This is a genomic window from Nocardia concava NBRC 100430, assembly GCF_000308815.1.
Taxonomy (GTDB): Bacteria; Actinomycetota; Actinomycetes; order Mycobacteriales; family Mycobacteriaceae; genus Nocardia; species Nocardia concava.
On record NZ_BAFX01000017.1, the window covers coordinates 103,358 to 123,885 of the forward strand.

General features: G+C 67.7%; 16 protein-coding genes. 6 read left to right on the top strand and 10 right to left on the bottom strand.

The window, feature by feature from the left end:
* The first annotated feature begins 20 nt into the window (after window positions 1–20).
* Together ON43_RS04890 and asnB are read left to right on the top strand one after the other, a co-directional pair.
* Entirely contained in the window at window positions 21–884 is an 864-nt protein-coding gene (locus tag ON43_RS04890) for a tyrosine-protein phosphatase (protein ID WP_051177905.1), read from the top strand.
* Window positions 885–1,022: 138 nt separating this feature from the next.
* A complete protein-coding gene (gene asnB, locus ON43_RS04895) occupies window positions 1,023–2,867 on the top strand; it encodes an asparagine synthase (glutamine-hydrolyzing) (RefSeq protein ID WP_040803976.1) in 1,845 nt (614 codons plus the stop codon).
* Window positions 2,868–2,905: 38 nt separating this feature from the next.
* On the opposite strand, the gene ON43_RS04900 is transcribed toward asnB, so the two are convergent.
* From ON43_RS04900 to ON43_RS04920, 5 genes are all read right to left on the bottom strand, one after another.
* Complete coding sequence (locus ON43_RS04900; protein WP_040803978.1) at window positions 2,906–3,457, bottom strand: DUF8020 domain-containing protein; 552 nt, start codon at window positions 3,455–3,457, stop codon at window positions 2,906–2,908.
* A 66-nt stretch (window positions 3,458–3,523) separates the two neighbouring features.
* Window positions 3,524–4,450, bottom strand: coding sequence for a short-chain dehydrogenase/reductase (locus ON43_RS04905; protein ID WP_051177906.1), 927 nt, complete (start codon window positions 4,448–4,450; stop codon window positions 3,524–3,526).
* Window positions 4,450–5,928 carry a flavin-containing monooxygenase gene (locus ON43_RS04910; protein WP_040803980.1) on the bottom strand — a complete coding sequence of 493 codons (1,479 nt, stop codon included), beginning with the start codon at window positions 5,926–5,928 and terminating at the stop codon, window positions 4,450–4,452. Before ON43_RS04910 ends, ON43_RS04905 begins: the two co-directional genes overlap by 1 nt.
* A 14-nt stretch (window positions 5,929–5,942) precedes the next feature.
* Window positions 5,943–6,980: a PDR/VanB family oxidoreductase gene (locus ON43_RS04915; RefSeq protein ID WP_040804114.1), complete on the bottom strand. Its 1,038-nt coding sequence runs from the start codon at window positions 6,978–6,980 to the stop codon at window positions 5,943–5,945.
* 134 nt (window positions 6,981–7,114) lie between these two features.
* Window positions 7,115–8,008 (bottom strand): metal-dependent hydrolase, encoded by an 894-nt coding sequence (locus ON43_RS04920; protein ID WP_040803982.1) that lies wholly within the window; start codon window positions 8,006–8,008, stop codon window positions 7,115–7,117.
* A gap of 98 nt (window positions 8,009–8,106) precedes the next feature.
* Between ON43_RS04920 and ON43_RS04925 the strand changes: the two genes are divergently transcribed.
* The gene (locus ON43_RS04925) at window positions 8,107–8,742 is read left to right on the top strand and encodes a TetR/AcrR family transcriptional regulator (RefSeq protein ID WP_245568472.1); all 636 of its coding nucleotides are present in this window, start codon (window positions 8,107–8,109) and stop codon (window positions 8,740–8,742) included.
* Between the two features lie 97 nt (window positions 8,743–8,839).
* The gene (locus ON43_RS04930) at window positions 8,840–10,597 is read left to right on the top strand and encodes an AMP-dependent synthetase/ligase (RefSeq protein WP_040803984.1); all 1,758 of its coding nucleotides are present in this window, start codon (window positions 8,840–8,842) and stop codon (window positions 10,595–10,597) included.
* On the opposite strand, the gene ON43_RS04935 is transcribed toward ON43_RS04930, so the two are convergent.
* Window positions 10,594–11,004, bottom strand: coding sequence for a PaaI family thioesterase (locus ON43_RS04935; RefSeq protein ID WP_040803986.1), 411 nt, complete (start codon window positions 11,002–11,004; stop codon window positions 10,594–10,596). The two genes, ON43_RS04930 and ON43_RS04935, sit on opposite strands and share 4 nt — an antisense overlap.
* Window positions 11,005–11,110: 106 nt before the next feature.
* On the opposite strand from ON43_RS04935, the gene ON43_RS04940 reads away from it, so the two are divergent.
* The gene (locus tag ON43_RS04940) at window positions 11,111–14,329 is read left to right on the top strand and encodes an AfsR/SARP family transcriptional regulator (RefSeq protein ID WP_040803988.1); all 3,219 of its coding nucleotides are present in this window, start codon (window positions 11,111–11,113) and stop codon (window positions 14,327–14,329) included.
* Between the two features lie 53 nt (window positions 14,330–14,382).
* On the opposite strand, the gene ON43_RS04945 is transcribed toward ON43_RS04940, so the two are convergent.
* Entirely contained in the window at window positions 14,383–15,753 is a 1,371-nt protein-coding gene (locus ON43_RS04945; protein WP_040803990.1) for a serine hydrolase domain-containing protein, read from the bottom strand.
* Window positions 15,754–16,057: 304 nt separating this feature from the next.
* On the opposite strand from ON43_RS04945, the gene ON43_RS04950 reads away from it, so the two are divergent.
* The gene (locus ON43_RS04950) at window positions 16,058–17,095 is read left to right on the top strand and encodes an alpha/beta hydrolase (RefSeq protein ID WP_245568473.1); all 1,038 of its coding nucleotides are present in this window, start codon (window positions 16,058–16,060) and stop codon (window positions 17,093–17,095) included.
* 65 nt (window positions 17,096–17,160) lie between these two features.
* Here ON43_RS04950 and ON43_RS04955 read toward each other — a convergent pair whose 3' ends face one another.
* From ON43_RS04955 to ON43_RS04965, 3 genes are all read right to left on the bottom strand, one after another.
* Window positions 17,161–18,768 carry a flavin-containing monooxygenase gene (locus ON43_RS04955; RefSeq protein ID WP_040803992.1) on the bottom strand — a complete coding sequence of 536 codons (1,608 nt, stop codon included), beginning with the start codon at window positions 18,766–18,768 and terminating at the stop codon, window positions 17,161–17,163.
* Between the two features lie 115 nt (window positions 18,769–18,883).
* Entirely contained in the window at window positions 18,884–19,270 is a 387-nt protein-coding gene (locus ON43_RS04960) for an ArsR/SmtB family transcription factor (RefSeq protein WP_245568474.1), read from the bottom strand.
* A gap of 7 nt (window positions 19,271–19,277) precedes the next feature.
* On the bottom strand, window positions 19,278–20,516 hold the full coding sequence (locus ON43_RS04965) for an MFS transporter (RefSeq protein WP_040804122.1): 1,239 nt from the start codon (window positions 20,514–20,516) through the stop codon (window positions 19,278–19,280).
* Between the last annotated feature and the right edge of the window lie 12 nt (window positions 20,517–20,528).

The following is a 20,528-nucleotide window of genomic DNA, read 5'->3' on the forward strand; positions in this document are numbered from 1 at the left end:
GGCGCAGCGGGATTGTTGTCATGATTTCCGCCGGCCTGCTCGCGTCCCCATTCCTCGGTTCCGTGGTCGCCGATCATTCGGTGATGTCGGTGCCGTCGGCGGCGGCGAAGCCCGATAAGGGGCAGTCCGCGGACGCTCCTCACCTGGCGAGCGTGGTGAATTTCCGGGATCTGGCCGGGACCGGTCAGGGGTACCAGGCGCAGGGCAGCCACCAGCTGAACAAGGGTGTGTTCTACCGTTCGAATGCGTTGACGCCCAACGACGCCGACCTGGCGACACTGAATTCGCTGCACCTGAGCTCGGTGTTCGATCTGCGCAGCGCGGACGAAATCGCGCAGAAGGCGGACCGGGTTCCCGCGGGCGCGGCCTACGTCAATATCCCGATCTTCTCCGGGAATTTGTCCAGCGGTATGCCCGCGTTCAAATCCCCCGATGAGGCGCGGAAATTCATGCAGGACATCAACAAGTCCTTCGTGACCGACGCCGGTGAGCGCGGCAAGTTTGCCGACCTGCTCACCCAGCTCGCCGACCAGCAGGGCCCGGCCGTGTTCCACTGCACCGCCGGCAAGGATCGCACCGGCTGGGCGGCCTATCTGCTGCAGAGCATCGCCCGCGTCGACGACGCCACCATCATGAGCGACTACCTGCTCAGCAACGACTACCTCTCGGCAAGCAATGCCGCCACCCTGGCGCAGATCAGGGCAGCCAAAGGTGAGGCGGCCGCGGCCATCTACGCGCCGCTGTTGGGCGTCGACCGCGCCTACCTGCAGGCCGGAATCGACCAGCTGGTCGCCGATTACGGCTCGGTGGACAAGTACCTGAAGGACGGTCTGGGCCTCAACGGCCACACCATCGAACAGCTGCGCCACAAGCTGATCCAGTGACCCGCTGACGGGCAAAGCGATTGCCGGGCAACCTGTCTCGATTGGGACAGGTTGCCCGGCCGCACGTACTGGCGGGTTCCGGTGTGTTACAACGGAATTGCCGGTAGTTTTCGTTGCTAACGATCAGGGGGTCCCGGCATGTGCGGGATTGCAGGGTGGGTTTCGTTCGATCAGGATCTGACGGGGCGTTCGGAGGTCATCGATGCGATGACCGAGACCATGGCGCGCCGGGGGCCGGACGGCCGGGGGACGTTCGTTCGGGAGCATGTGGGGCTGGGGCATCGGCGGCTGGCGGTGATCGACCTGCCGGGCGGGGCGCAGCCCATGGTGACCGCGGCCGGTGGAGGCGAGGTGGCGATCGTGTACTCGGGGGAGGTGTACAACTATCGCGAATTACGCGGTGAATTAAGGGGATTGGGGCATTCGTTCCACACCGACAGCGACACCGAGGTGGTGCTGCGGGGCTATGTCCAATGGGGCGAAGGGGTCGTCGACCGGCTGAACGGAATGTACGCGTTCGCGGTCTGGGACCGGCGCGACGAGAAGCTCGTACTGGTGCGCGATCGGTTGGGAATCAAGCCGCTCTACGTGTACCCGACACCGGACGGCGTGCTGTTCGGATCGGAACCCAAGGCAATCCTGGCCAATCCCCACGTGCACCCGGTCGTCGACGCCGATGGCGTGCGAGAGCTGTTCGCGTTCACCAAGGCCCCGGGCTGGGCACTGTGGAAGGGCATGTCCGAGCTACTGCCCGGCACAGTGATGACGGTGGACCGCAAGGGAATTCGGCAGCGCACTTACTGGCGGCTCACGGCACAGGAGCATGCGCCCGACGCCGAGCAGACGGTGTACGAAGTGCGCGACCTGCTGACCGACATCGTCGACCGCCAACTGATAGCGGACGTGCCACGCTGCGTATTGCTCTCCGGCGGACTGGATTCCAGCGCGATCACCGGCCTGGCGGCCCAGCAACTCACCCAGCAGCGCGAGCAATTACGCACCTTCTCGGTGGACTTCGTCAACCAGGAGCGGAACTTCGTCCCCGACGACCTGCACGAGACCCCGGATTCACCGTTCGTACGGGATGTACAGCGCCTGGTGCGGTCCGACCACCGGAACGTCGTACTGAATCCCGCCGAACTCTCCGACCCTGCGGTGCGCCGCGCGGTCATCGGCGCGCGCGACATCCCCCTGGGCCTCGGCGATATGGACAGCTCCCTGTACCTGCTCTTCCGTGCGATCCGGGAACGCTCGACCGTGGCCCTGTCGGGCGAATCCGCCGACGAGGTGTTCGGCGGCTACCGCTGGTTCCACGACGGAACGGCCCTGCACTCCGGGACGTTCCCCTGGCTGGCCGCCAGCCCGGCCCTCACTCTCGAATCACGCTGGGAGCTCATCAATCCCGACCTCCGGCCGAAGCTCCGCCTACCCGAGTACGTGGCCGACCAATACGCGACAGCGGTCGCCGAGGTCGATCACCTGCCCGGTGAATCCGACCTCGAATCCCGTATGCGCACCGTCTGCCATCTACATCTGACCCGCTTCGTCCGCCAGCTCCTCGACCGCAAGGACCGCATGTCCATGGCCGTGGGACTGGAAGTGCGCGTACCGTTCTGCGATCACCGGCTCGTCGAATACGTGTACAACACCCCGTGGTCGCTCAAGACCTACGACGGCCGTGAGAAGAGCCTGCTGCGCGGCGCGGCGAAACCCGTGCTCCCGCAATCGGTCACGGAGCGCGTCAAGAGCCCGTACCCGTCCACGCAGGATCCGGGCTACGCCGCCAACCTGCAGCAATTGGTGAAAGAACGTCTGGCAGAGAATGATTCGCCGTTGTTCGACCTCCTCGACCGTGAGTGGCTGCTGCGGGCGGTGGAACAGGATCCCGCCCGCATGGCCCCGCAGATCCGCATCGGCCTGGACCGTGCCATCGACATCGGTACCTGGCTGGATCTGTATTCACCCGACCTGCACTGGAATTGACCCCGCCGCGCCCCGGAGCGGCGGGATCCGTCGGCTCGCTACGAGGCGAGCGCCGCGCCGATGAACGCCCCGATGACCGCGCCGACCGCGCAACCGACGATCGCACCGACCAGGAAGAACCAGATGCCGATGATGATGCCGATGACGCATCCGATCACGGCGCCGAAGAAGACCCCGGCCGCCACGTCGAACCCGGCGTTGTGCATGAAGGGCAGATTCTGTGAACTGGTAGCCGCCGCCGTCGGACCGCCCACCGGAGTGAGGGTCAGCGACGTATCGCTGTTCAGGACCGGCGTGACCTGCAGCGCCGCACCGGTATCCGCGGTGAGCGTCAGCGGTATCGCGCCGATGACCGCGCCGTCGTCCGCGACGACCTGCACCGAATCCGGTGCGAGTGCGAAGTGGCCGGCGGTCAGGTTGATCAGAGCATTGGAGTGATCGGCCGCGAGGGTCGTGGTGTACCCGACCGAGCCGTCCACTCCGTTGACCGTGACATCGGCGAGCCCCGCCTCACCGTGTGCAGTGGCCATGGTTATTCCGGTGGCTGCGATGGCGAACACTGTCGTCGCCATCATTTTCTTGGTGAACATTTCCTTTTCCCATCCGTCCGGGGTTTTCCTTTGACGTTCCCCCGACGAACGGCACCGGATGTGAGATCAATAATGCGCCTGAACCCGGCCGGTGTCCATGGCCGTAGACACTGTTGAGGATGGTTTTTCCACGCTGCGCCGCTCGATCTCGCGCAGCAGCGCGTGCACGCGCGGATCCTTGGTGAGCCCGAAATCCAGCACCCGGTTGATCATGCCGCGCAGCAACGAATAGGGAATCCACGGGCCGGGCGAAATCGATTGTGACGCACGGTGTTCAATGGCGTCGGCGACGGCGCGCGCGGCCTGCTCGGCGGTGATGCGGGCGCTGAGCGGCCACGGCAGCAATGCCTCGATGCGGCGGCCCAGGTCATCGCGATCGAGGGTCGAGTGGGTCATCTCGGTATCCACGATCCCGAAATACGCGATCCCCGCGCTCGCCCCGTGCGGTGCCAACTCCACCCGCAGCGCGCGGCCCAGCTGCTCGACCGCCGCCTTGCTGATCATGTACGGCGCGCCGCCCATCCCCGGCGCGAAGGCCGCGCACGAGGACACCACCACGACATGACCGCGCGCGGTGACGATGTGGTCGAGCGCCGGGTGGATCGTATTGAACACCCCGGTCAGATTGATATCGAGCACCCGGTCGAAGTCCGCGGGCGCGATGGTTCGCAGGGTCGCGGGCTTGGGCACCACACCCGCGTTCGCGACCACGATGTCCAGGTGCCCGAAGTATCCGGCCACCTGATGCACGGCCTCGGCCATGGCGGCCCGGTCGGAGACATCGGCGATGACCGGCAACGCTCGCTCGCCCAGGGCCGCGGCCACCGAGGTGGCGGCCTGGGCATCGACATCGACGACGGCCACCGCGGCGCCCCGGTGGTACAGGATCCCGGCCAGCTCCCGGCCGATGCCCTGCCCGGCACCGGTGATCAGGGCGACCCGCCCCTCGGGCCGGAACGGACTCGGGCACGGCAGACAACGCGGTGTCGACATCAGCGGCTCATCTCGTAGGACTCGGCGTCGAATCGCCGGGTGCGCCAGCGGTATTCGAAGCTCCAGTTGGGGTACAGCCCGGCATTGCGGCCGTCGGCGGTGGTGTAGTAGCTCTGGCAGCCGCCGGTGAGCCAGACGCTGTCGGCGCTGCGGCGGTCCATCTCGTCGAGGAAGTCGTCCTGGACCTCGGGGCGCAGCTCGATCCGGCCGATCGCGTTGTCGCGCATGGTTTTCAGCGCATCCACGATGTAGGCGATCTGGGATTCGATCATGTAGATGGCGGACTGGTTCCCGGCCGCGCCGAAGGGGCCCAGCGTGCAGAAGAAGTTGGGGAATCCGGCGACGGTCGCGCCCAGATAGCTTTGCGGCTCACGGTGATACAGGTCGGCGATGGAGTGGCCGTGGCGACCGATGTAGCGGTGGTAGGCCGAGGGAATGGAGGTGAATCCGGTGCCGAAGATGAGGGTGTCGACGGGATGCTCGGTGCCGTCGCGCAGGACGATCGAATGCGGGCGGATCTCGGCGATGGATTCGGTGATGACCTCGACATTCGGGCGGTCCAGGGCGGGCAGGTAGGCGTCGGAGAAGATGGCACGCTTGCAGCCGATGACGTAATCGGGTGTGAGTGTCTTGCGCAGGGCGGGATTTCGCACCTGACGCAGCAGTTGGAGCCGACCGAGTGCCTCGTAGGGATGTCGGAAGCGCTTGTCCACCAGGGAGATCAAGCCGAATCCCTCGATGGCCGCGTACCACGCGCTGCGTATCGCCTTTTGCGCCAGAGGGATCCGTCGCAACAGTGCGCGCTCCAGCTCGAGAGTGTTCCGGTCCATCCGCGGCACGATCCAGGGCGCCGACCGCTGGAACAGCAGCAGTCGGTCGACCACCGGCTGGATCTCCGGCACGAACTGCACCGCCGACGCGCCGGTGCCGATCACCGCCACCCGCTCACCGGTCAGGTCGTGGTCGTGATCCCAGTGCAGGGAATGGAAAGCCGTGCCCTCGAACCGGTCCAGACCGGGCAGGTCCGGGTACTTGGCCTCGGCGAAGATGCCCGCCGCCGAGATCAGGACGTCGGCGCTGAGCCCGCCCACCGTGGTCTGGACCCGCCACACCGCCTCGTTCTCGTCCCACCGCGCGTCCAGGAGCTCCGCGCCGAATCGAATGTGCCGCAGCACGTCGTGGTCCCGAGCGACCCGCCGCAGGTACTCCAGAATCTCCGGCTGCCGCCCGTAGGTGCGCGACCAGTCCGGGTTCGGCGCGAACGAGTAGCTGTACAGCTGCGACGGCACATCGCAGGCGCAGCCGGGATAGGTATTGGCCCGCCAGGTCCCGCCGAGATCCGCCGCGCGTTCCAGGATCACCAGATCATCGAATCCGGCCTCGCGCAGCTTCACCGCCAGGCCGATGCCCCCGAACCCCGCGCCGACAATGGCGATCCGGACGTGTTCGGGCACAGTGGTTTCCGCTTCAATCGACATGAATCTTTCCGAGTTCAGAGATCGAGTACGAGCGCGTCACCCGCGGCGCGGGAAACGCAGAGCAGCATTCGGTCGGCCCGATCGGTCGCGGTGAGCAGCCGATCGCGATGATCCACCGCGCCGGCGCGCACCCCGACCTTGCAGGTGCCGCAGAAGCCTTGGCGGCAGGAGTAATTCACATCCGGTAGCACGCGTTGCACGGCGGACAGCGTGGTCTCCTCCGCGCCGACGCGTAGGGTGCGCCCGCTGCGTGCCAGCGTGATGTCGAATGCTCGCCCGTCCACCACGGGCGACGCCGAAAAACGTTCCGTATGCAGCGACCCCGTCGGATCCAGCTCGAACCGGCAGCGCTGCGCCGCCGCGAGCATCGCCGGTGGCCCGCACACGTACACGGCCGCGCCCGGCTCGGCGCGCGCGATGATCGCCGCCACCTCCGGTGCGCCGAACTCGTCGTCGGGCCGAATCTCGGCCCCGGGCAGCTCATCCAGAAACGGCATCGACTCCCGAGACCGTCCCGAGTACACCAGATGCCCGCGCGCCCCGGCCGCCTTCACCATCGGCAGTATCGGCGTAATCCCGATCCCACCCGCCAAAAACAGATATGACGGCGCATCCACCAACGTAAAAGCGTTGCGCGGCCCTCGAATCCGCAGCCGATCGCCGACCCACAACCCCTCGTGCACCTCCCGCGACCCGCCGTCCCCATCCGGAATCAACCGCACCGCAATCCGATACCGCAACCGATCCCGCGGATCCCCGCACAACGAGTACTGCCGCTGCCGCCCCGACGGCAGAAACACATCCACATGCGCCCCCGGCTGCCAGCTCGGCAACTCCCGCCCACCAACCGCCCGCAGTGTGATCGCGAGCACATCGGGCACCGGCCGCTCCAGCTTCTCGACCACCGTCGTGAGATCGAATCCACTGTGCCGCACCGGATTCTGTGGCGACAGTACCGGAGCTGCGACACCGGCGGTGAATACCCGCTTGTAGACGTCCATGACGCCGCCCAGCACCCGCAGGCCTAGTGGCGGGTGGCTCCCACTCGTCATCCCGGCGTGCGTTTGGCCGGGATCCACCCCACCATTGTGGATTCCGGCCAAACGCACGCCGGAATGACGGGGGTAATGACCGGGGTCGTGAGCGGACGGGGGCGTGGGACGGCCGCCCGCGGCTGCGCCCGTGCTCATTCGGCCGCCGCCCTGGCCGCCGGGGAGTGCGCCAGGTACCGCAGCGCCACATCCATCGGACCCAGTTGCGAGGGATGGAATCCCGGCCGCAGGTAGCGTGGGATCTCGGTGAAGAAGACGGTCCAGCTCGGGATCACGCCGCGCCGGGTGGCGTTCAGGAACTGCCAGCCCCAGAAGCGGCCCTTGTTCGGTGATGGATCCTTTCGGTACAGGTAGCCCGCCGAGAGGATGAACAGTGGTAGCAGGGTCGCGCTGGCCAGCAGTCCGGTGCGGGCTTTGCGTAGGTAGCCGCCGTCCAGGTACATGTACGCGTCGTAGACGACGCTGCGGTGTTCGACCTCCTCGGCGCCGTGCCAGCGGACCAGGTCGAGCATGGCCGGGTGCATGCCCTTGGCCTCCAGAATGTCGGCGTTGAGCAGCCATTCGCCGAGGACGGCCGTGTAGTGCTCCATGCCCGCGAAAAGGCCGAGTCGTTCCTTGAGCCATTGCTCCTTGGCTCGTCCGCTCAGGCCGTGATCGCCGAGTATGCGATCCACCAGCCAGGCAACGCTTTTCACGTACGAGTCGACGTCGAGCCCGAGCTCCTGGAGGTGCCGCCGTGCCGCCTCGTGGCTGGCCGCGTGCATGGACTCCTGCCCGACGAAGCCGGTGACTTCCTCACGCAGGCGTTCGTCCTCGATGTAGGGGAGGGCCTCGGAAAGCGCCTGGGCCATGGCCCGTTCGCCCTCGGGGAGCACCAAGTGCATGACGTCGACGATGTGGGTGGCCAGCACCTCGCCCGGAATGTAGTGCAGTGGAACGGATTCGAAGTCGAATCGCACATCGCGGGCGGCAATGGCGTGTGCCTCGTCGCTGTAGTGACGCTTCATTGCGCCAGCCTTGTCAGCCATGACCGAACCGTACAGCGCAACAAAATGTATGGCAATGTTGCAGCCACAAATTGTCCGAGATTGTTGCATCCGGCGGGTCTGCTGCTAGCGTTGGTCCGGTGACCACCGCCTCGAAAAAGCCGCTGACCCGCACGGATGCCGTCGGTGACGCCGAGACGCGCACCGATGACATCGAGACGCGCATTCTCGATGCGGCGCTGGTGCAGTTCCAGAAGGTCGGGGTCAAGAAGACGACCATCGAGGATGTGGCCAAGCAGGCCGGGGTCGACCGGGTGACGGTCTACCGGCGGCTGGGCTCGCGCGACGATCTCGTGCAGGCCGTCGTCAGCCGCGAGGTCGCGACCCTGCTTGCCGAGCTGGCGAGCATGCCCGAGCGGCACACCGATCTCGAGGGACTGGTCGCCGACGTCTTCGTGACGGTCATCACCCGCTGGCGTGCGCATCCGCTGGTGGAGCGGCTGCTCGCGGTCGAGCCCGAGCGAATCCTGGTGAAGCTCACCGTCGATGGCGCGGCCGTGTTCGCCATGTCCGTCGCCGCCACCGTCGAGATCCTCGGCCGCGCGGCGCGGGCCGGGGTATTCGAGGCTCCGGCCGATCTGGCGGCGCGCGCGGAAGTCGGCTGCCGCGTGGTGCATTCGCTGATCCTGGTACAGGGCGGTGCCGCCGATCTCGAAACACCGGATGAGCTGGGCGAATTCGCGCGCAAGTACCTGGTGCCGATCATCGCGGGATAGTGTTCCGGATCTCACCCGCAATACCCCTACGTAACCGTAGGTTTGCCGTGAGTATGCTGACCTTGCGATTCGATCCAACGAGGGAGCGACCGAGGTCATGACAGCCCTACCCGAAACCATGTGCGCGGCATTCCAGGCGACCGTGGCCCGAAACCCGGGGGCGATCGCGGTGCGCACCGCGGGAGACGGGGTCACCCTTACCTTCGGGGAGTGGAACGCGCGGGCCCGGGCGCTGGCCGGAGGCTTCGCGGCACTGGGCATCGGACGCGAGTCGAAGGTCGCGCTCATGATGACCAATCGCCCGGAGTTCTACCCCGTGGATACCGCGGTGGTGCACCTCGGCGGAGTGCCGTTCTCGATGTACAACACCTCCTCGCCCGAGCAGATCAACCATTTGCTGAGCGATTCCGGGGCCACCGTCGTGGTGTGCGAATCGCAGTTCCTGCCCGCCATCGAGAAGGGGCGCGAGGGCACCGCGGTGCGGTCCATCGTGTGCCTCGATGGTGGCGGCGATATGGACCTGGACGGACTCGCCGCGCTGGCCGATCCCGACTTCGACTTCGAATCCGCCTGGCGCGCGGTGGAACCCGACGATGTGCTGACCCTCATCTACACCTCCGGCACCACCGGATCCCCGAAGGGCGTGCAGATCACGCACGCCAATATGGTCGCCATGGTCGAGGCCAGCATCCACCTCGCCGACGCCACCCCCGACGAGCGGGTGCTGTCGTTCCTGCCCTCCGCGCACATCGCCGATCGCTGGTCGGCGCTGTATCTGGGTATGGGCGTGGGCAATACGATCACCACCGTCGCCGACCGCACCGGCTTCGCGCCCGGACTGGCGGACTGCCGCCCGACCCTGCTCGGCGCGGTGCCGCAGGTCTGGCAGAAGCTGCGCACCGGCATCGAGGAGAAGCTGGGCGAGGCCACCGGCGCCAAGGCCGCGCTCGCGAAATGGGCTGTCGGCGTGGGCCGCCGGTACTCGGATCTGCGACTCGACGGCGACCACATCGGCGCAGCGCTGCGGGCACAGCATGCCATCGCCGATCGGCTGGTGCTGTCCAAGGTACGCACCGCGCTGGGCCTCGACGACCTCAAGATCGCCATCTCCGGCGCGGCCCCCGTCTCACCCGAATTGCTGCGCTGGTTCAACGGTTTCGGCATCGAGGTCAGCGACGCCTGGGGCATGAGCGAGGTATCGGGGATGGGCTCCATCTGCCCGCCCGGGCGGATCAAGCTCGGCACCGTCGGAAAGCCCCTGGAGGGCTTGGAGGTTCGGATCGCCGACGACGGCGAGGTGCTGGTGCGCGGGCCGATTGTCATGAAGGGCTATCTCAACCGGCCCGAGCAGACCGCCGAGGTCATCGACGCCGACGGCTGGCTGCACACCGGCGATATCGGGGACCTCGACTTCGACGGCTACCTCCGGATCGTCGACCGCAAGAAGGAACTCATCATCAACGCGGGCGGCAAGAACATGTCACCGGCCACCATCGAGAACTGGGTCAAGGCATTCAGCCCGATGGTGGCGCAGGCGATCGCGGTGGGGGACAACCGCAAATACAATGTCGCCCTCATCGCGCTCGATCCCGACGCCGTCGCCGGATTCGCCGAAAAGCACGGGCTGGCAGCCGATCCCGTCGTACTGGCCGCCGATCCCGAGATGGAGATCCTGATCAGCGCGGCCGTCACCGCCGCCAATGCCAAGCTGTCGCGGGTCGAGCAGATCCGGAAATTCCGCATCGTGCCCGAGTTCTGGGCTCCCGGCAGCGAACTGCTCACGCCCACGATGAAGCCGCGCCGCAAGCCGATCCACGCGCGCTACGCGGACCTCATCGAAGAGCTGTACGCCTAGAGGACCGCCTGGGTCTGGGTCACCTTGGCGACGAGTTTGCCCGCGTCGTCGCGGATCTCGGTCTCCACCACGATGAAGCTGCGCCCCTTGTGCAGCGGCGTGGCCGTGGCGGTGGCGTGACCGGAGCGCAGGGCGCGCACGAAATTCGTCTTGGACTCCACCGTGGTCGTACCCTGCGCGCCCTCGGGCAGATTCAGGAAGGCGCACACGGCCGCCGTCGCATCGGCCAGCGACATGAGCACGCCGCCGTGCATGGATCCGCCCAGCGTGCACAGGTTCTCGCGCCACGCCAGGCGGCTGCGCACCAGCTCGGGACCGCAGTCGAGGGCCTCGACGCCGAGTCCCTCGGTGAACGGCATGGTCGCGAACATCTGGGTGGCCACGGGGTCGATGGCGATATCGGTCATGAGATCGACTGTGCCCGATGGCCGGGCGAGAGTCGATTACCTGGCAGGTAATGCACCGACTTCGCGGTGCGCGACCCGGAACCTGCCGTTCTGGCAGACTCGGCCGGTGCAGGTTGGTGTGCTGGGGCCGGTTCGGGTCCATGCGGAGGACGGAAGCCCGGTCGAGATACCGGGGTTCCGGGTGCGGATGCTGCTGGCGCGCTTGGCGCTGGAATCGGGGCGGGACGTGCCGGTCACGGCATTGATCGACGGGTTGTGGGGTGAGGAGCCGCCCGCGGATGCGGCGGGGGCGTTGCAGGCGCTGGTGTCCCGGCTGCGCAAGGCCGTGCGCGGGGTGGGCGCGGTGGAATTCGGGACCGGCGGGTACCGGCTGCCCGGGGTGAGCGTCGATGTCGACCGGTTCGAGGAGTTGGTGCGGCAGGGGCGCGCGGAGCTCGCGGCCGGGCGTGCCGAGGCGGCCACGCGGCTGCTCGGTGAGGCGCTCGCGCTGTGGCGGGGCCCCGCACTCGGGGATGTGCTGGACGCGCCGTTCGCGCAGGCCACCGCGACGCGGTTGGACGAGCTGCGGGCGTCGGCGGTCGAGGATCGCTGCGAGGCGGAGATTCACCTGGGCCGCTACGCCGAGGTGCTCGCCGATCTCGAGATCGCGGCCGCGGAGAATCCGCTGAGCGAGCGGCTGGCCGCGTTGCGCATGCGAGCGCTGGCGGCCGCGGGACGACAGTCGGATGCGCTGGGCGTATACGAGGAGATGCGGGCCCGGCTCGACGAGGAACTCGGGATCGACCCGTCGGCCACGTTGCGCGACACGCACCTGGCGCTGCTGCGCGGCGAACTCGAAATCCCCGCTCCGCGTAGGGAACCCGCCGCTCGCGCACTGCCGGTGCGCTTGACCGGCTTCATCGGCCGCGACGACGAGCTGAAGGAACTGACCGCGCTGCTGTCCGATGCGCGACTGGTCACCATTGTCGGCCCCGGCGGCGCCGGCAAGACGCGGCTGTCCTTGGAAGCCATGGACCGCTATGCCTCCGGCGCGGTGTTCTTCGTGCCGCTGGCCGAGCTGGGCGCCCCGGATCAACTCGCGGACGCAGTGACGGGCGCGCTCGACGGCGACACCGCCGAGCGCCCCGACAAGACCGCCCGGCTCATCGAACTGCTCGACGTCGGCCCCGCCGTCCTGGTGCTCGACAACTGCGAGCACGTCATCGCGGCCGCCGCCGAACTCGCCGAACGGCTGCTGGACCGGCTCCCGCAGCTGCGCGTGCTGGCCACCAGCCGCGAACCCCTGGCCATCACCGGCGAGGTGCTCTGCCATCTCGGCCCCTTCGAGCCGCCGGTCGAGACGACCGATCCGGCTGTGGCCCAAAGGTCTTCGGCCGTCGCGCTGTTCGCCGACCGCGCCGCGGCCATCCGCCCCGGCTTCGTGGTCGACGACACCACCGTCGGCCCGGTGGTGGAGATCTGCCGCCAACTCGACGGCCTCCCACTGGCTTTGGAACTGGCCGCCGCCAAACTGCGGTCGATGAGCGTCGATCAGGTTGCCCGCCGGCTCGGCGATCGGTTCCGGCTGCTGACCTCCGGCAGCCGAACAGCACTACCCCGCCAGCGGACCCTGCTCGCCCTGGTGGAGTGGAGCTGGGATCTGCTCGAAGAGCCCGAAAAGCTCTTGGCCCGAAGGTTTTCCGCGTTCCCGGGCGGCGCGACGGTCGAAGCCCTCGAGGCCGTCTGCTCCGACGCCGACCTCCCGGTCGACGACATCCTCTACCTCCTCGACACCCTCGTCGAGAAATCCCTCGTCACCGTCACCCCCGACGACCCGCCCCGCTACCGCATGCTCGAAACCATCCGCGCCTACGCCGCCGAGCAGCTGAGCCACTCCACCGACGACCTCACGCCACGCTTCACCGACTACTACCTCGCCCTCGCCGAACACCACGAACCGCAGCTCCGCGCCGTCGAACAACTCGACGCCATCGCCTTTTTCGATGCCGAACACGCCAATCTGACCGCTGCCCTGCGTGCCGCCCTCGGTGATCACGCCGGCGCCGGCGCTCTCGGTGGGCCGCACGGGACTTCCGGCCATGCGGCCGACGGCACCACCGACCGGGCGACCGGCGATGCGGCCCTCGCGGCGCGGCTGGTGCGAGCGATGTTCTGGTACTGGGGAATTCGAGGGATGAGCTCGCAGTTCGAGAACTCTCTGGCAGCGGTGCTGAGCTTCGCGGAGGAGCTGACGGGGCAGGCGCGCGCCGCATTTCGGGTGATCGCGTTGATGGCTGGTTCGCCACCGGCCGGGAGCACGCTGCCCGCGCTGATCGAGGACTGTGTGCAGGCCGGCGGGCTGGAATTCCACCAGGCCATGCCGACCTGGGTCGCGCTCATGGCGGGCCAGGCCGAGGACGAGACGCTGTCCGATCGGCAGCTCGCGCAGGCCATGGCCTGGCCGGACCCCTGGGTGCGGGCCAGCACGCACCTCGCCCGCGATGTGGCGCTCACCGGGCAGGGCCTGCTTCCCGCCGGGGCCGAGGAGCGGCAGGCGGCGCTGCGCGGCTTCGAAACCGTCGGTGATCGCTGGGGTTTGGGACTCGCCTTGCTCGCTATCGGCCGCGAACATTCGCTGCGGGGCGAGCACGAACAGGCGCTCGCCGCCTACGGGCGTGCCGTGGCCCTCGCCTCCGAACTCAATACGGAGGACGATATTTTCGCCGCCCGCACCGCCCTCGTCGAGGAGCGCATGCGCGGCGGTGACCTCGCCGAGGCGGCCCGGGATATCGAGGCCGCCAGGCGCCTTGCTGAGACCGAGGGTTTCTCGCGTCTCGCGGCCGTACTGCTCCTCTCGAGTGCCGAATTGCACCGCCGCTCCGGCGATATCGGCCAGGCCGACCGGGACCTGGACAACCTCGAGCACCGTGTCCGTCGCCTGCCGTATCCGGAGGCCATGGCTGCCGGTCATATTGCGATGTGCCGGTTCCGCAACCGGCTGGCCGAAGGCGATTCCGAGGCGGCCCGCGCCCTGCTTCCGCAGGTGATCGAGGGCGCATTCGTCTACGGTGACTCGGCGACGATCGCTCAGGCCGTGGCCCACACCGCCGAGTTGCTGGCGAAACTCCGGCTCCTGGAGGGTGATTCGATCGGCTCCGCCGCCGCGCTCGGCCTCAGTGAAGTCGTGCGCGGCCTGTTCGATCACGGCAACCCCGAACTGGCCGCTCTCACGACCGAACTCGCTACTCGACTCGGCGAGGAGGAGTTCCATCAGGCATATCGCCGGGGAAGCGAACTGTCCCGCTCCGAGGCACTGGAGCTGCTTGCGCAGGAGGCCGCCAACTGAAAAGGGGCCCACGTGCTTCGCGCACGTGGGCTCCCTTTCGAGCGACCCGCGGGTCAGGACGCCCGGGTGAAGAGGCGACCGGCGAGATCCAGGCCGGTGATCTCGCCCCGGTCGTTGCGGCTGAGGAAGCCGCGCTGGCCCTGGAAGGAGCCCTCGGTGATGATGTACTCGTCGTCGGGCAGCAGGCCGACCGGGAACGGCGGGTGGTCCTGGGGGATCTCGGATTCGGGTGCGGCGGCGCGGATTTCGGGCTTGACCTTGCATTCGAGGAAGAGATTGCCGTCCTCGACAAGGAATTCGGCGGTCATGGCGTCGATCTCGTAGCCGCCCAGCAGTTCCGCGACGCGGTCGGCGTCGAAGGGCAGCGGCTCCGGGTCCTTGTCGATGACACCCAGGTAGTGCTCGAGGGCCCAGCGCAGAATGGCCTGGTTGGCGGGGACGCCGTCGGGGCTGGCGTTGGAGACGATCGCGATGGCGAAATCGTGCTCCGGGACCAACTGGAATTCGGTGAACTGGCCGAACACCGAGCCGCCGTGGCCGACGGTGCGGACACCGTCCACCTCGCGCAGCATCCAGCACAGCCCGAAGGCGTCCGCGAGGGTGCTGGCGCGCAGGGTGATGGTGGGCTCCTGCATCCGGTGCAGCAGTTCGGCGGGCAGGACGGTCTCGCCGGATTCGGTGCGGCCGTCGCCGAGGTGGAATCGGCCCCAGCGCAACAGATCCGAGACGGTGGTGCCGAGCCCGCCGCCGGGATTGTTGGCGCGGGTGCCCTTCCAGGAGCGGGAGATCTCGAGGGTGCCGTCCTGCTGGCGCTCGTGCCCGGCGGAGAAGCGGCGGGTCATGATGTCGCCCTGGAAGTAGAAGCTCTCGCGCATCCCGACCGGCTCCAGTACGGTCTCGGCGACGACCTGCTCGAACGGCTGCCCGGTCACGTTCTCGATGACCCGGCCGAGCAGGTTGAATCCGGCCTGGCTGTAGGAGGCGCGCTCGCCGGGCTTGCCGATCAGCGGCAGCTCCGCCAGGGAGGCCACGAACGCGGCCAGACCGTCCTCGCCCTCACCGGTGTTGTTGATGAGGTTCCACTCCAGGCCCGCGGTGTGGTTGAGCACCTGCCGCACGGTGATGGCGGCGGCGTGGCCCTCGTCGAGCAGCTTCAGCTCCGGGACGTAGGTGCGGACCGGGGCGTCCAGGTCGACCTTGCCCTCGGCGACCAGCCGCATGAGCGCGGTGGCGGTGAAGGTCTTGCTGGTGGAGCCGATCGAGAAGATGGTGTGCTCGGTGACGGGAACCGGGTTCTCGGTGCTGGTCACGCCGTAGTTGGCGATGATCTCGCGGCCGTCGACCCAGATGCCGACGGAGATGCCGGGCATATCGAACTTGGCGGCGGTGGCTGCGACGAATTCGGTGAGCGCGATGTCGTTCATTGGCTTGCCTTTCAGCGGTGGTTGCTTCGTTGTCCATGACGATGCCCACCCGCGCTGACAGCCCGCCGACAGTGCGCCGACGGCCACCGGCAGCCCGCTGACAGCGGCGAATCCGGAGTCGATCGCGATTGCCGAGCGGCGGTCGTGAGTCAGAACACGCGGGTCGATTTCCGGTTCTGACCGGTGCTCGAGCGGCCCTCTCAGGACAAGTTCAGCTTCGGGCCAGCAATTGCTCAGTGCGGGAGGGCAACGTAGCGGGCTGACTAGTTCCGATCGGAAACAACCTGCATTGAGGAGATACCGCGTGCGTTCGAAGAGGATCTGGGGCAGCGCGGTCATAGCGTTGACGGCAACCGTTCTGCTACCGATCGCGGCGGGTACCGCCACCGCCGACCCGGGCACGTCGCCGAACTACGCGGGCACCTCCGCCGATGGCTCCAAGATCGCCTCCAGCAAGGCGACCGACGCGCGCACCCTCACCCTGCAGGTCTACTCGGCCGCCATGGACAAGAACATCGAGGTCGACGTGCAGCGCGCCGCCGACACCTCGCAGCCCACCCCGGTCCTGTACCTGCTCAACGGAGCGGGCGGCGGCACCGACTCCGCGACCTGGCAGAAGCAGACCGATGTGCTGAACTTCCTGTCCGACAAGAACGTCAATGTGGTGCAGCCGATCGGCGGCGGCTTCAGCTACTACACCGACTGGCGCGAAACCGATCCCACACTGGGCGTGAACAAGTGGAAGACCTTCCTCACCGAGGAGCTGCCGCCGCTCATCGACAAGGCGCTGAACACCAACGGGCGCAATGCGATTGCCGGTCTGTCCATGGCGGGCACCTCGGTACTGCAGTTGCCCATCGCCGCGCCGGGGCTGTATCAGTCGGTCGCCGCGTACAGCGGGTGCGCGCAGATCAGTGATCCGATCGGCTGGAACTTCGTCAATACCGTGGTCGCCGCGGGCGGCGGTGACAGCAAGAACATGTACGGCCCGCAGAACGATCCGATGTGGGCCGCCAACGATCCCTACGTGCACGCCGACCAGTTGCGCGGCCTGAACCTGTTCATCTCCAGCGGTTCCGGCCTGCCGGGCCAGTGGGACACCCTCGACGGTCCGCACACCCTGCCCGGTGTGGCCGGCTGGGCCAATCAGAACACCCTCGGCGCCGGACTCGAGGCCGCCACCAACTACTGCACCCACAACCTGAAGGCCAAGCTGGACGGCCTGGGTATCCCGGCCACCTATGACTTCACGCCCACCGGCACCCACTCGTGGGGGTACTGGCAGGACGCGCTGAAGCAGTCGTGGCCCGTCCTGGCTACCGGTCTGGGCCTGCCCGCCTAGTCCGGAGACGACGAGACCGGCGCGCCTCTTAGGGGAAGCGAGCCGGTTTCGTTGGTTTCGGAGTATTAGACAGCCAGCTCGAAGTTCGGGTAGCCGTTGTCGCGCTCCTCGTCGCAGTAGCGGCGGTAATTGCCGAAGCCGCCGATGTAGGGCATGAATACGCGCTTCTTGCCCTCGATGTTCGCGCCCATGTACCAGGAGTCGGCCTTCACGAACAGCGTGCCCTCGGCGACCTCCAACAGGTGGTCGGTCCATTTGACCGCGGCGTCCTCGCGCGCCGCTACGGTGCGAATTCCCTTGGCGCGGCAGTGTTCCACCAGTGCCAGCACCCAATCCAGCTGCTGCTCGGAGTGCAGCACCATATTCGCCATCACCGACGGCGTGCCGACGCTGTTGACGCTGAACATGTTCGGGAATCCCGGAATGCCGAAGCCCAGGTAGGTGACCGGCCCGTCGGCCCAGGCATCGCCGAGGCGGGCATCGTTCGCGCCGTGCAGGTCGATGCGCAGCAGGGTGCCGGTCATGGCGTCGAAACCCGTTGCGTAGACGAGGGTGTCGAGCTCGATGAACTTCTCGGCGGTGCGGATGCCGGTCGGGGTGACCTCCACGATGGCCTCGCGCCGTAGGTTCACCAGATCCACATTCGTCCGGTTGAACATCTCGTAGTACCCGGAGTCGGTGCAGATGCGCTTGGTGCCGATCGGGTGGTCGTAGGGGATGAGGTCGTCGGCCACCGATTGGTCCTGCACCTTCGCGCGAATCTTGGCCACCGCGAACTCGCGTACCAGCTCATTGGCGGCCAGATCGCTGTTCTGATCCGGGAACACCTTGTTGAACAGCACGCCGCCACCGTTCCAGCGGTCCTCCATCGCCGCTTCGCGCTGCTCGGCGGTGAGCTCCAGCGCCTTGACCTCGAGCGAGCGGTGCGGCGTGGCCGCCGGTGCGTAGTAGGAGTTCTCGCGCCGCTGCCGGTAGGTGGCGCGGATCTCGCCCTGCTCCTGCTCGGTCCACGGCCGGTTCGGCACGGGCACGCTGAAGTTCGCCGACCGCTGGAAGACGGTGAGCGCCCGCGCCTGTCGCGCGATGATCGGGGAGACCTGGATGCCGGAGGATCCGGTTCCGATGACACCGACCCGCTTGCCCTCGAAGGACGCGCCCTCCTCGGGCCACTGCGCGGTGAAAAGCTCCTCACCCGCGAAGGTTTCGATGCCGGGCAGATTCGGCTTGATCGGGGTCGACAGGCAGCCGGTCGCGAAAACCACGAACTGCGAACGGAATTCGTCACCGCGCTCGGTGTGCAGGGTCCACAGCGCGGCCGTCTCGTCGAAGCGGGCGGCGGTGACGCGCTGCCCGAATCGGTAGTGGCGCTTCAGGTCGAAGCGCTCGGCGACATGGTTGATGTAGGCCAGGATCTCCGGCTGCGCGGCGAATCGCTCGGTCCAGGTCCAGCTCTGCTGCAGGTCCTCGTCGAAGGAGTAGGAGTAGTCGACGCTCTCCACATCGCAGCGCGCACCGGGGTACTTGTTCCAGTACCAGGTGCCGCCGACGTCGTCGCCGGCCTCGAGGCCGAGCACGTTCAGTCCGGCCTTCGCCGCCCGATGGACGCCGTAGAGTCCGGCGAATCCGGCACCGATGATGATCACATCGAATGGGCTGCCCTGCTCGGGATGCATGCGCGTCCTCTCGGTATTCGTCTTGCGATATTTCGATTAGGCATATCGTCGAGGCGAATGCGGGCAGCGGGCGATAGCAGGTCCCACTGACCAGGAGCGTGCGTCCGGGAGATGGTTACTCGTGCGCGGGCTCGCCGGTCACGATGTGATCGGCGTGATTGAGGCCCTCGCGGACCAGCCGGGTCAGGTGGCCGTCGCGAATCCGGTAGATGATGCGGCGGCCGTCGCGGCGGGTCTCGACCAGGCCGGTGAAGCGGAGTTTGGCCAGGTGCTGGCTGACCGCGGTGCGCGAGGCGCCGCAGGCCTCGGTCAGGGCGGTGACATCGGCCTCGCCCTCGGCGAGGATCCAGAGAATGTGCAGGCGGGTCGGATCCGAGAGCATGCGGAAGGTGGCGGTGGCCGCCTCCAGCCGGGCCTGATCCGGGTCGACGGGGTGGGTGAGACTCGGCTCGACCGGGTGGGTGAGATTCGGCACCGCGGGTAGCGGTTTCGCCTTGGTCACCTTCGCCTCACCTTCCTGTCGCTGACACCGCCTCGATGCCCGCCGGAGCGGACGCGGGCCACGCGCGCGCCGCCGTCGTAGCCGCCAGTGTAGCCAGCGCGGCCAGGGTGATCGCCGTTGTCGGCATACCCGCCAGCGCGCCGAGTTTGCCGGCGATGGGGTAGGTGGCCAGGAAGCAGGCGTGCGAGAGGGAGAACTGCGCGGTGAAAACCGCTGTGCGGGTGGCTGGTTCGGACTGGGCGCGCAGCAGGCGGGCGGAAGGCGTGTTGATCAGGGAGGTGCCCGCGCCCAGCAGAACCCAGGTCAGCGCCAGGACGGCGGCGCCGACCGGACGGGGGAGCAGGGTCGGCAGGGCCGCGGCGAGCAGGCCGATGGGCAGCACCGCGCAGCCGGTCAGCATGAACCGGCGATCGGGGATGAAGCGCAGCAGGCGCGGAGTCGAGAGCGCCACCGCCATGGAGCCGAATCCGAAGCAGCCCAGCGCCAATGCGACCCCGGTGTTCGAGCCGCCCAGCTGATCCCGCACGTACACAACGGTATTCACGATCACCAGCGCGGTAGCCGCGGCGACCACCATGTTCATGGCCAGCAGGCCGCGCAGGACCGGGCGGTTCATCATGATGCGCGCGCCCTCGGTGATCCGCTCGAGCAGCGGGGCGGAGCGTTCGGGCGGGGCGAGGCGCGGTAGCCGGGTGGTCACCACCAGCAGGGCCGAGGCCACGAAACCGGCTGCGGTGCCGACGAACAGGGAGTGGTAGCTGATGACGGTCAGCAGCGCGGCCGCCAGCACCGGGCTCAGCAGCGACTCGAGGTCGTAGGCCAGGCGGGAGAGCGACAGGCCGTGCGTGTAATCGTCCTCGTCGACCAGGATCGACGGGATGAGCGACTGGAACGCGGGCGTGAAGGTCGCCGAGGCCGATTGCAGCAGCGCGATCAGCACGTAGATCTGCCAGGTGTGGGTGACGAACGGCAGCATCAGCGCGATTGCGGCGCGTATCGCATCCGCGGAGACCAGCACCAGACGGCGCGGCAGTCGCTGGGTGAACGCCGAGATCACCGGTGCCACAGCCACATACGCGATCATCTTGATGGCCAGTGCGGTGCCCAGCACCGCGCCCGCCTGGCCGCCGGCGATGTCGTAGGCGAGCAGGCCGAGGGCGACGGTGAGCAGTCCGGTGCCGACCAGGGCGACCACCTGGGCGGTGAACAGCTTGCGGAATTGCGGATGACGGAGCGCTGCGAGCACGCCACCACCATA

Excerpts from the sequence above, each read along its gene's own strand:
- ON43_RS04900 (WP_040803978.1), bottom strand. The coding sequence starts at position 3,457 with ATGTTCACCAAGAAAATGATGGCGACGACAGTGTTCGCCATCGCAGCC.
- ON43_RS04890 (WP_051177905.1), top strand. The coding sequence starts at position 21 with ATGATTTCCGCCGGCCTGCTCGCGTCCCCATTCCTCGGTTCCGTGGTC.
- ON43_RS04920 (WP_040803982.1), bottom strand. The coding sequence starts at position 8,008 with ATGGCTGACAAGGCTGGCGCAATGAAGCGTCACTACAGCGACGAGGCA.
- ON43_RS04955 (WP_040803992.1), bottom strand. The coding sequence starts at position 18,768 with ATGCATCCCGAGCAGGGCAGCCCATTCGATGTGATCATCATCGGTGCC.
- ON43_RS04910 (WP_040803980.1), bottom strand. The coding sequence starts at position 5,928 with ATGTCGATTGAAGCGGAAACCACTGTGCCCGAACACGTCCGGATCGCC.
- ON43_RS04945 (WP_040803990.1), bottom strand. The coding sequence starts at position 15,753 with ATGAACGACATCGCGCTCACCGAATTCGTCGCAGCCACCGCCGCCAAG.
- ON43_RS04935 (WP_040803986.1), bottom strand. The coding sequence starts at position 11,004 with ATGACCGATATCGCCATCGACCCCGTGGCCACCCAGATGTTCGCGACC.
- ON43_RS04915 (WP_040804114.1), bottom strand. The coding sequence starts at position 6,980 with ATGACGAGTGGGAGCCACCCGCCACTAGGCCTGCGGGTGCTGGGCGGC.
- ON43_RS04930 (WP_040803984.1), top strand. The coding sequence starts at position 8,840 with ATGACAGCCCTACCCGAAACCATGTGCGCGGCATTCCAGGCGACCGTG.
- ON43_RS04905 (WP_051177906.1), bottom strand. The coding sequence starts at position 4,450 with ATGTCGACACCGCGTTGTCTGCCGTGCCCGAGTCCGTTCCGGCCCGAG.
- asnB (WP_040803976.1), top strand. The coding sequence starts at position 1,023 with ATGTGCGGGATTGCAGGGTGGGTTTCGTTCGATCAGGATCTGACGGGG.